Genomic DNA, 10,271 nt, shown 5'->3' on the forward strand with positions numbered 1-10,271 from the left:
AGGGGAAGAGCGCTTCATCGGTGGGACCTCTCGCCCGCGACCGGCTCAGGCCGCCGCCGGCAGCTCGCCGAGGGCCTCGCCCAGGGCCGCCCGGAAGCGGTCGAGGAACAGGTCCACCTCGCGGTCCGACACGATCAGCGGCGGGGCGAGCCGGACGACGTCCGGCAGCACCGCGTTCACCAGGAGCCCCCGGTCCTCGGCCGCCCGCTGCACGCGCGCCGCCGCGTCCCCGTCGAGCACGACGCCCAGCAGCAGCCCGGCGCCGCGCACCTCGCGCACCAGCGGGTGGCGCGGGTGCTCCAGGCCGTGCCGCAGCCGCTGCCCCGTGCGGGCCACGTGGTCGAGCAGGCCCGCCCCCTCGATGGTGTCCAGTACGGCGTGGGCGGCCGCGCACACCACCGGGTTGCCGCCGAAGGTGGAGCCGTGCGCGCCGGGCGTCAGGAGCCGCGCGGCCCGGCCGAAGGCGAGCGTCGCGCCGATGGGCAGACCCCCGCCCAGGCCCTTGGCGAGCGTGACGACGTCCGCCTCGACGCCCTCGGCCTCGGCCGCGAACCAGCGGCCCGTGCGTCCGATGCCGGTCTGGATCTCGTCCAGCACCAGGAGGGTCCCGGTCGCCTCGGTGATCTCGCGGGCGGCCCGCAGATAGCCCGGCGGCGGGACGACCACGCCGTTCTCCCCCTGCACGGGCTCCAGCACCAGCAGCGCGGTGTCCGGGGTGACGGCACCGCGCAGGGCCTCGACGTCCCCGTACGGCACGTGGGTGACCTCGCCCGGCAGCGGCCGGAAGGGGAGCTGCTTGGCGGGCTGGCCGGTGAGGGCCAGGGCGCCCATGGTGCGGCCGTGGAAGCCGCCGGACGCCGACACCATGTGCGTACGGCCGGTGAGGCGGCCGATCTTGAACGCCGCCTCGTTGGCCTCGGCCCCGGAGTTGGAGAAGTAGACCCGGCCGTCCGGGCGCCCGGCGAGCCGCAGCAGGCGCTCGGCGAGCCGCACGGTCGGCTCGGCCATGAACAGGTTCGAGACGTGGCCGAGCGAGGCGACCTGCTCGGAGACGGCCCGGACGATGGCGGGGTGGGCGTGGCCGAGCGAGTTGACCGCGATGCCGCCGACGAAGTCGAGGTACTCGTTGCCCTCCGCGTCCCAGACCTGGGTGCCCCGGCCCCGCACCAGAGGCAGCCGGGGGGTGCCGAAGTTGTCCATCATGGCGCCCTGCCAGCGCCGGGCCAGCGCCGCGTTGCCCGCACCCGGGCCGGCGAGGTCCGCGACGCTCCCCTCGGCGAGGTCCGCGACGCCGTTCACGCCGCCGCTCATACCGTCACCTCCCGGACGTCGGCGTCGTCGTCCGGCACGACCACCGTGCCCGCCCCGTCGTCGGTGAACATCTGCAGCAGGATGGAGTGCCGGACCCGGCCGTCGATGACACGGGCGGAGCCCACGCCGTTGTTCACGGCGTGCAGGCAGCTCTCCATCTTCGGGATCATCCCGGACGACAACCGGGGCAGCAGCCCGGTCAGTTCGCCGGCGGTCAGGCGGGGGATCACCTCGTCGCTGTCCGGCCAGTTCCGGTACAGGCCCTCCACGTCGGTCAGGATCAGCAGCGTCTCCGCGCCGAGCGCGACGGCGAGGGCGGCGGCCGCGGTGTCGGCGTTGACGTTGAACACACCGCCCTCCGCGGCGTCCTTGTCGTCCTCGGGCCGGGCGATGGGGGAGACGACGGGGATGCGCCCGTTGTCGATGAGGCCCTGCACGATCCCGGCGTCGACGTGGGCGATCTCGCCGACGCGGCCGATGTCGACGGGCGTGCCGTCCTTGTCGGCGTAGTGCTTGACGGCGGTCATCAGGCGGGCGTCCTCACCCGTGAGGCCCACCGCGTGCGGGCCGTGCGCGTTGAGCAGCCCGACCAGCTCGCGCTGCACCTGCCCGGCCAGGACCATGCGGACGACCTCCATGGCCTCGTCCGTGGTGACCCTCAGGCCGCTCTCGAACCGGGACTCCAGGCCCAGCCGTCCGAGCTGCGCGCTGATCTGCGGGCCGCCGCCGTGCACCACGACGGGATTCAGGCCCGCGTGCCGCAGATAGAGGATGTCCATGGCGAAGGCGGCCTTGAGGTCGTCGTCGACCATGGCGTTGCCGCCGAACTTGATGACGACGGTTTTGCCGTGGTGGCGCGCCACCCATGGCAGCGCCTCGATGAGGGCGCGCGCCTTGGGCAGGGCCGCGTGCTCGGCCGAGCCGTCGCGGCCGGGGGAGTGGGGGAGTGGGGGAGGAGACGGTGAAGCACTCATGATGAATACTCGCTGTTCTCGTGGACGTAGTCGGCGGTCAGGTCGTTGGTCCAGACGACGGCGTGGTCCGCGCCCTCGGCGAGGTCCACGGTGATCCGGACCTCGCGGCCGGTCATGTCGACCAGCGCGCGGTCCTCGCCCACCGAGCCGTCCTTGCACACCCACACGTCGTTGATGGCGACGCTCAGCCGGTCGGGCGCGAACGCGGCGGAGGTGGTGCCGACGGCGGACAGCACCCGGCCCCAGTTGGGGTCCTCGCCGTGGACGGCGCACTTGAGGAGGTTGTTGCGGGCCACGGAGCGGCCCACCTCGACGGCGTCGTCCTCGCTCGCGGCGCCCACGACCTCGACGCGGATCTCCTTGGAGGCGCCCTCGGCGTCCCCGACGAGCTGCCGGGCCAGATCGGCGCAGACCGCGCGGACGGCCTCGGCGAAGTCGGCGTACCCGGGGGTGACGCCGGCGGCACCGGAGGCGAGCAGCAGCACGGTGTCGTTGGTGGACATACAGCCGTCGGAGTCGACCCGGTCGAAGGTGACCCGGGTGGCATCGCGCAGGGCGCCGTCCAGCGCCCGTGCGTCGACGTCGGCGTCGGTGGTGAGGACGACGAGCATCGTGGCCAGGCCCGGCGCGAGCATCCCGGCGCCCTTGGCCATGCCGCCGACCGTCCAACCGTCCTTGGTGACGGCGGCCGTCTTGTGCACGGTGTCGGTGGTCATGACGGCGCGCGCCGCGTCCTCGCCGCCGTCCTCGGACAGCCGGGCGGCGGCGTCGTCGACGCCGGGCAGCAGCCGGTCCATGGGCAGCGGCACTCCGATGAGGCCGGTGGAGCAGACCGCGACCTGCCCGGTGTCCAGGCCGAGCCGCCCGGCGGCCCTCTCGGCGGTGGCGCGGGTGTCGGCGAGGCCCCGCGGTCCGGTGCAGGCGTTGGCGCCGCCGGAGTTGAGCACGACCGCGCGGACCGTGCCGTCCGCGAGGATCCGCCGGGACCACTGGACGGGGGCGGCCTGCACGCGGTTGGCGGTGAAGACGCCCGCCGCCGCGCCGCCCGGCCCGTCGTTGACGACGAGCGCCAGGTCCCGGCTGCCGTTCTGCTTGATTCCCGCGGCGATGCCCGCCGCCCTGAAGCCTCGTGCTGCGGTGACGCTCACGGTGCGACTCCGATCGTGGAAAGCCCCAGTGACTCGGGCAGGCCGAGGGCGATGTTCATGCTCTGCACGGCGCCGCCCGCGGTGCCCTTGGTGAGGTTGTCGATGGCGCTGATCGCGACGATCCGGCCGGCCTCCGGGTCGAGGGCCACCTGGACCTGCCCGGAGTTCGACCCGTACACGGCTCCGGTGGCGGGCCACCACCCCTCGGGCAGCAGCCGCACGAACGGCTCGTCGCCGTACGCCTTCTCGTACGCGGCCCGTACGTCCGCCGCGCCCACCCCGGGCCGCGCGGCGGCCGAGCAGGTGGCGAGGATGCCGCGGGGCATGGGGGCCAGGGTGGGGGTGAAGGAGACGGCGACCGGGTGGCCCGCCGCGGAGGCGAGGTGCTGCTTCATCTCGGGCGTGTGCCGGTGGCCGCCGCCCACGCCGTAGGGCCGCATCGAGCCCATGACCTCGCTGCCCAGCAGGTCCGCCCGGGCCGCCTTGCCGGCGCCGGACGTGCCGGACGCCGCGACGACCACCGCCTCGGGCTGCGCCAGCCCGGCCGCGTACGCGGGGAAGAGGGCCAGCAGCGCCGCGGTCGGGTAGCAGCCCGGCACCGCGATGCGCCGGGTGCCCGCCAGCGCGGCGCGGGCGCCGGGCAGCTCGGGCAGGCCGTAGGGCCAGGTGCCCGCGTGCGGCGAGCCGTAGAACGCCTCCCAGTCGGCCGCGTCCGCGAGGCGGAAGTCCGCGCCGCAGTCGACGACCAGGGTCTCCTCGCCCAACTGCTCCGCCACCGCGGCGGACTGCCCGTGCGGCAGGGCGAGGAAGACGACGTCGTGCCCCGCGAGGGCGTCGGCGGTGGTGGGCAGCACCTCCCGCCCGGCCAGCGGCGCCAGGTGGGGTTGCAGGGCGCCCAGCCGCTGTCCCGCGCTGGAGTGCCCGGTCAGGGCACCGATCTCTACTTCGGGGTGGGCCAGGAGCAGACGCAGGAGTTCGCCCCCCGCGTAGCCGCTCGCTCCTGCCACGGCCGCTCGCACTGTCATGAATCCTCCCCGTCGACGGACACGTGTCCCGGTCCTCGCGGCCCGCCGCCTCAGCGCGAGCGGGCGGGTGCCTCGCAGAACTCGGCGTCCAGAATGGGCAGGAGGGTCTCCGCCGCCCAGGTCCCGTTGAAGTTGAACGCGAACCGGTGGCTGCCGTCCTCGGTCAGGGCGACCAGGGAGATCGACCCCATCGTTCCCCCGTCGTGGTACCAGAGGGTGGCGCCGCAGCCCAGCGTGAACCGCTCGATGCCGAGCCCGTAGAACGAGCCGGGGGCGTCGGGGTTGGCCACGGTCGTCTTCATCTTCGCCAACTGCCGCGGCGGCAGCAGCCTGCCCCTCAGCAGCGCCGTGTAGAACCGGTTCAGGTCCCCCGTGGTGGAGATGATGTCGCTGTCGCCCCAGAACTGCGACCCGTTGACCTCGGTGACGTCGTCGATCCGCTCCGGCTGCGCGGGGAAGAGCCTGGAGTGCTCGCGGCCGCTCGGCCGGGGCAGGCCGAAGTCCGTGCCGGGGTGGGTCGTCGCCTTCAGCCCCAGCGGCTCGACGATGCGTGCGCGCACCTCGTCCTCGTACGACCGGCCGCCGGCCTTCTCGACGATCAGCGCGGCCAGGATGTCGTTGGTGTGGGAGAACGAGTGCCGGGCGCCCGGCTCGAACTGCGGCGGGTGGGAGAAGGCCACCCGCAGGCGGGTCTCGGGCGTCAGCGTGTCGTAGCGGTGCTGGAGGAAACCGTCGCCCAGCACGTACGTCTCGAGGTACTGCGGGTCGGCGAAGTAGTCGGTCAGACCGCTGGTGTGGTTGAGGAGCTGGCGTACGGTGATCCGGCTGCCGTCGTTGCCGTTGCCGCTCACCAGGCCGGGCAGGTGACGCTCCACGGTGTCGTCGAGGCTGAGCTTCTTCTCCGCCTCCATCTGGAGCAGGACGACCGCCACGAACGTGTTGGTGATGCTGCCGACGCGGAACCGGTCGTTCTCGCCGCGCGGGGCGCCCGTCGTCAGGTCGCCCACGCCCGATGCCGACTTCCAGACCCCGTCCGCGTCCCGCGCCTCGGCGGTGACGCCGGGGACGCCGGCGGCGACGGCCGCGTCCATCGCACGCTGCGTCGCCTGGTGGCCGGCCACCGCGGCGGGGGTGTCCTCGGCCGCGTGGGCGGGATGGGTGAGGACGGTGGCCGTGAGGGCGGCCGCCGCCAGCGCGACCACGCCCGCGCTCGGTCTCTTCCGTGTCGTCGTCCGCATCATGGTTCCCCGTTTCAGAAGACTCGTTCGTAGGTGGTGGATGCCGTACTCGTGCGGCTCGTGCCGTACTCGTGCCGCTCGTGCCGTACTGGTGTGCCGTACTCGTGTGCTGTGCGCCCGGCTGCCGGGACGGACGGTGGGTTCAGGAGGAGCGCGTCGCGGTCACCGCGTCGAGTGCCGTGGTCGCGTCCTGTTCGATCCGCCGCAGCAGCGGCCGGGGATCGTCCTGGAAGTAGAAGTGACCGCCGTCGAAGACCCGCAGGCCCAGGAAGTGCTCGCTGTGCTCCTCCCAGCCCGCCATCCGCGGCGGTGAGGCGTGAGGGTCCCCGGCGCCCGCGTAGGCGGACAGCGCCACGGGCAGCGGACCGGTGCGGGGAGCGGGGCGCCAGGTCTCCACCAGACGCAGGTCGTTGCGGATGACCGGCTCGAACAGGGTCCACAGCCCGGGGTCGTCGAAGACGCTGTCGGGCGTACCGCCGAGCGCCTTCAGACGTTCCCGCAGCTCGGCCTCGGGCAGCGCGTGGTAGCGCCTCCCCGGCACCACGAGCTGCGGTGCGGTGCGGGCCGAGACACCGACCCACACCGGCGGGGGCAGGCCCCGGTCGACGGCCCGACGGGTGATCTCGTACGCGAGCAGCGCGCCCATGCTGTGCCCGAACAGGGCGTAGGGGCAGGTCAGTTCGGGCTCGATGTGCCGCAGCAGGTGGTCGGCCAGACGGCCGGCGTCCGCGATCCGCGGCTGGTCGAGGAGGAAGCCGTGACCGGGGGCGTCGAGCAGCCGCACGTCCCACGTGTCCGGCAGCCCGGCCGGCCAGTGGCGGTACAGCACGTGCGAGCCTCCCGCGTGGTGCAGGACGAACAGGCGCAAGGCAGGTGGTGTGCTGTCCATCGCTCCCCCTCGGATCGGGCTGCGCACGTTCGCACCATAGAACGGCCGTGGCCGAAACGGAGCGGGCCCCAGGGGGACTCAGCCGCCGGTGTGGGAACGCTCTAGCGATTCTCGGGCGGTACGCCGACGACGTGGGAGCGGTACTCCCCGTACTCGTACGACTACGCGTCCGCGGGCCCGCCGGACGCCTTCCGGAGCCCGGCCGGACGCCCGCCGTGCCCCGGCGGGTCGCCCGCCGGCCGCCGACCGGCGTCTCGAGCGGAACTCGACCGGGTCTGAGCGGGGCCGTGGCTACAGTGGTCGGCGAGTCGGCCACCGGCGACGTGGGGCAGCCGAGCCCGTACGACGACCGCGCCCGGTCCCAGGAACGCGGGCGGCCGATCTCCCGTGTGTACGTCGAGGGCCGGCGGCCCCGGCCCGAGCCGGGCCGGTGGGCCCGGCGTTCTCCCATCCCGAGTCACCCCGTGACGGTTAAGGACGGTGCCAGTTGAGCACGAACCCCTTCGATGACGAGGACGGCCGCTTCCACGTCGTGGTCAACGACGAGGAGCAGCACTCCCTGTGGCCGGTGTTCGCCGAGGTGCCCGCGGGCTGGCGGGTGGTCTTCGGCGAGGCGTCCAGGGCCGAGTGCCTGGAGTACGTCGAGCGGAACTGGACGGACCTGCGTCCCAAGAGCCTGCGCGAGGCCATGGCAGCGGGCTGAACGACCGCCCGGACTCCCGTCGAGCCGACGCGGTGGATCCCGCCCGCGCCGTCCCGGACCCGCGTCCGCCCGCCGCCGGGTGAGCGGATCCGACCGGGACGGCGCCGTCCGGACGTACGAACCGAAAGAACCTGGTGGAAGGCGCCGCGGCCCGCGACGCCCGCGACCGGCTTCGCGGGCCCGCACACCCATGTCCCGCCGGCGCTGACGCAGTACATGCCGCCCGGGCGCCCGGCCGAGTGACCGGCCGGCACCCAGGAAGACGCTCTGAGTTGGGAGATGAAGGTTGTGACGGGGGCTGTGAGAACGGCGAGCAGGTACAAGGCGAGGCCGGTGGACACCAGCGGTGAGCCGGCGCAGCGCGACGTGATCCTGTCGTTCGTGGGGACGCAGGCCAAGGTGCAGAAGTCGGGGATGGTCTTCCCGCAGAACCTGCCCGAGCGGTCCTGGGAGCAGATCGGGGCCAACCTGCGCGACCTCGTGAACTCCTCGGCGTGGTGGCTCGCCGACTGGCTGCTCTTCGGGGAGGCCACCTACGGCTGGCGGCGGTACAAGGAGGCCATCGAGCGCACCGGGCTCGACTACCAGACCCTGCGCAACTACGCGTGGGTGGCTCGCAGGTTCGAGCACGACCGCCGGCGGGACGCCCTCAGCTTCGCCCACCACGCGGAGGTGGCCCGGCTGTCGCCGCCCGAGCAGGACTACTGGCTGCGCAAGGCCGAACAGCGGAAGTGGTCGCGCAACGAGCTGCGCAGGGAGCTGCGCGCCAGCCTGGCCGCGCAGAGCGGTGACACCGCCGAGATTCCCGCGGGCGGCGACGGCGAGGAGCGGGCGGTGTCCCGTCCGGCCGAGCCGGCGGCCGCGGACCGGGGCCGGCACAAGCGCACCACGCTCACCATCGAGCTCTCCGCCGACCAGCTGGAGCACTACTCGAAGGCGGCCGCCGCGCACGGTCTGCCCGTCGGCGAATGGGTGACCCAGGTGCTCGCCACCGCCGACCGCCACACCGCCGACCTCCACACCGCCGAGAGCGGCACGGCCTGAGGGCCCGTCGCGCCGTTCGCGCCGGCCGGCCCCCCGATCCCGTGGCGTGCCGGCGACTCGTCGGACCGGACCTCTCTCACATCGGAGCCAGTTGATGATCCTTCAGGGAAAGCGGGTCGCCCTGCCCCCGGCGCCCGTCGTGCACAAGCAGTTCGAGGCCAACGCTGCGGCCGCCCCCGACGCCGTGGCCGTCGTCCGGGCCGGCCGGCAGGTGACGTACGCCGAGCTGGACGCGCGGGCGAACCGGTTCGCGCACTACCTCGCCGCGCGGGGCCACGGCCGGGGCGCGAAGGTCGGCGTCTGTCTCGACTACTCGGCCGACATGCTCGTCGCCATCCTCGGCACGCTGAAGGCCGGCGCGGCCTACGTGCCGTTCGACCCGGCCTACCCGGCGGCCCGCCTCCAGCTGCTGCTGGGGCAGGTGCCCTCCCTCGCCCTGATCGTCGCCTCCCCCGAGACACGGGGGATGGTCGACTCGGCGGGTGTCGACGTCGCCGACCTGGAGCAGCTCACCGACCACCTGGAGCGGCTCCCGGCCACCGCCCCCGACGTCCAGGTCACCGGCGACGACGTGTGCTACGCGGTCTTCACGTCCGGTTCGACCGGGACGCCGAAGCTCACCGCGGTGCGGCACGAGGGCTGGTTCAACCTGATGAACTGGCTGAAGCTCGAGTACGGCCTGCACAGCGGCTCACACAACCTGGTCGTCAGCGCCTTCGGCTTCGACCTGTCCCAGCGGGCCCTGATGACCCCGCTGTTCTGCGGCGCCACCCAGCACTTCATGGCGTCCCGCAACTTCGACGCCATGATGGCCTACCGCATCCTCACCCAGCACGAGATACGCGTCGTGCACTGCGCCTCCAGCACCCTGTACCTGCTGGTGGACTGGGAGACCGCGCGGGGCGGCGACGCGCTCACCCGGCTCGACTACGTGCTCTTCGGCGGCGAGCCGCTGAAGACCGAGCGGCTCGCGAACTGGGCGCGGCGCGAGGGCAACACCTGCACCCTCCTGCACCAGTACGGCGTCGCCGAGTGCACGGACGTCGCCACCTCCTACGACCTCGCCGGGTACTGGCGCGGCGGACACGACATCACCCCGGTCGGCCGGCCCGCCTACAACACCGACATCCACCTCCTCGACGAGGAGCTGCGCGGCGTCGGCGCGGGCGAGTACGGCGAGGTCTGCATCTCCGGGGCCAGTGTCGGCGCGGGCTACCTGGGCGGAGCCGGCCCCGAGAACGCGAAGTTCGCGACGATCGAGGTCGACGGCGCGCCGCGCAGGGTCTACCGCACGGGCGACCGCGGCCGCGTCGACAAGGACGGCAACCTCGTCGTCGCCGGCCGGATGGACGCGCAGGTGAAGGTGCGGGGCATGCGCATCGACCCCACCGACATCGAGCGCGCGCTCGGCCGGCTGGCCGGGATCCGGGAGGCCGCCGTGGTCGTCGCGCCCACCGACGGCGGCGAGGCCGAGCTGACCGCGTTCCTCGTCCCGTCCCGGGACGAGCTGACCGAGGACGACGTGCGCATCCGTCTCCTGCAGACCCTGCCGCGCAACATGGTCCCGGCCAGGTTCGTGAACGTCCTGCGGCTTCCGCTGAGCCCGCACGGGAAGGTCGACCGCGCGGCACTGGTCGACTCGCTCAACAGGCAGTACGCGCTGAGCGGCACGACGCGATAGCCGACGCGAAAGCCGACAAGAATCCTGTCGGCGAACCAGAGAGGACAAAAATGATTGCCGACAGCGTGCGCGCCATTTGGTGCCGGGAGCTGAAAGTCGACGACATAGCGGCGGACGACGATTTCTTCACCCTGGGCGGCCAGTCCGTGATCATGTTCAGAATTCAGGACGCGTTCATCGAGGAGTTGGGCGTCGAGGTTCCGATGGACCAGATGTTCCTCAACCCGACGGTGGCGTCGATCTCCGCGTACATCGAGT

General features: G+C 73.2%; 10 protein-coding genes. 4 read left to right on the forward strand and 6 right to left on the reverse strand.

Features of this window, described 5'->3' with window-relative positions:
* Window positions 1-45: 45 nt before the first annotated feature.
* The 6 genes from ACFIF2_RS31360 to ACFIF2_RS31385 form a co-directional block, all read right to left on the reverse strand.
* A complete protein-coding gene (locus ACFIF2_RS31360) occupies window positions 46-1,311 on the reverse strand; it encodes an acetylornithine transaminase (RefSeq protein WP_395576650.1) in 1,266 nt (421 codons plus the stop codon).
* Complete coding sequence (gene argB / locus ACFIF2_RS31365; protein ID WP_395576651.1) at window positions 1,308-2,285, reverse strand: acetylglutamate kinase; 978 nt, start codon at window positions 2,283-2,285, stop codon at window positions 1,308-1,310. Before argB ends, ACFIF2_RS31360 begins: the two co-directional genes overlap by 4 nt.
* The gene (argJ, locus tag ACFIF2_RS31370; protein WP_395576652.1) at window positions 2,282-3,433 is read right to left on the reverse strand and encodes a bifunctional glutamate N-acetyltransferase/amino-acid acetyltransferase ArgJ; all 1,152 of its coding nucleotides are present in this window, start codon (window positions 3,431-3,433) and stop codon (window positions 2,282-2,284) included. The genes argB and argJ overlap by 4 nt, the downstream gene beginning before the upstream one ends.
* The gene (gene argC / locus ACFIF2_RS31375; protein WP_395576653.1) at window positions 3,430-4,458 is read right to left on the reverse strand and encodes an N-acetyl-gamma-glutamyl-phosphate reductase; all 1,029 of its coding nucleotides are present in this window, start codon (window positions 4,456-4,458) and stop codon (window positions 3,430-3,432) included. The genes argJ and argC overlap by 4 nt, the downstream gene beginning before the upstream one ends.
* A 50-nt stretch (window positions 4,459-4,508) precedes the next feature.
* Complete coding sequence (locus tag ACFIF2_RS31380) at window positions 4,509-5,699, reverse strand: serine hydrolase domain-containing protein (protein ID WP_395576654.1); 1,191 nt, start codon at window positions 5,697-5,699, stop codon at window positions 4,509-4,511.
* Window positions 5,700-5,838: 139 nt separating this feature from the next.
* Window positions 5,839-6,612: a thioesterase II family protein gene (locus tag ACFIF2_RS31385; protein ID WP_395576655.1), complete on the reverse strand. Its 774-nt coding sequence runs from the start codon at window positions 6,610-6,612 to the stop codon at window positions 5,839-5,841.
* Between the two features lie 460 nt (window positions 6,613-7,072).
* On the opposite strand from ACFIF2_RS31385, the gene ACFIF2_RS31390 reads away from it, so the two are divergent.
* From ACFIF2_RS31390 to ACFIF2_RS31405, 4 genes are all read left to right on the forward strand, one after another.
* A complete protein-coding gene (locus ACFIF2_RS31390; RefSeq protein ID WP_369162276.1) occupies window positions 7,073-7,288 on the forward strand; it encodes an MbtH family protein in 216 nt (71 codons plus the stop codon).
* Window positions 7,289-7,621: 333 nt separating this feature from the next.
* Window positions 7,622-8,332 (forward strand): LmbU family transcriptional regulator, encoded by a 711-nt coding sequence (locus tag ACFIF2_RS31395; RefSeq protein ID WP_395576656.1) that lies wholly within the window; start codon window positions 7,622-7,624, stop codon window positions 8,330-8,332.
* A gap of 94 nt (window positions 8,333-8,426) precedes the next feature.
* Window positions 8,427-10,013 carry an amino acid adenylation domain-containing protein gene (locus ACFIF2_RS31400; protein WP_395576657.1) on the forward strand — a complete coding sequence of 529 codons (1,587 nt, stop codon included), beginning with the start codon at window positions 8,427-8,429 and terminating at the stop codon, window positions 10,011-10,013.
* Between the two features lie 50 nt (window positions 10,014-10,063).
* Window positions 10,064-10,271, forward strand: a 208-nt coding sequence (locus ACFIF2_RS31405; RefSeq protein ID WP_395576658.1) for a phosphopantetheine-binding protein, incomplete at its 3' end; no start/stop codon positions are given.

This window comes from Streptomyces sp. BK79 (assembly GCF_044142145.1).
Classification (GTDB): domain Bacteria; phylum Actinomycetota; class Actinomycetes; order Streptomycetales; family Streptomycetaceae; genus Streptomyces.

Coding starts and splice junctions, on each gene's coding strand:
- ACFIF2_RS31360 (WP_395576650.1), bottom strand. CDS start 1,311: ATGAGCGGCGGCGTGAACGGCGTCGCGGACCTCGCCGAGGGGAGCGTC.
- argB (WP_395576651.1), bottom strand. CDS start 2,285: ATGAGTGCTTCACCGTCTCCTCCCCCACTCCCCCACTCCCCCGGCCGC.
- argC (WP_395576653.1), bottom strand. CDS start 4,458: ATGACAGTGCGAGCGGCCGTGGCAGGAGCGAGCGGCTACGCGGGGGGC.
- ACFIF2_RS31380 (WP_395576654.1), bottom strand. CDS start 5,699: ATGATGCGGACGACGACACGGAAGAGACCGAGCGCGGGCGTGGTCGCG.
- ACFIF2_RS31400 (WP_395576657.1), top strand. CDS start 8,427: ATGATCCTTCAGGGAAAGCGGGTCGCCCTGCCCCCGGCGCCCGTCGTG.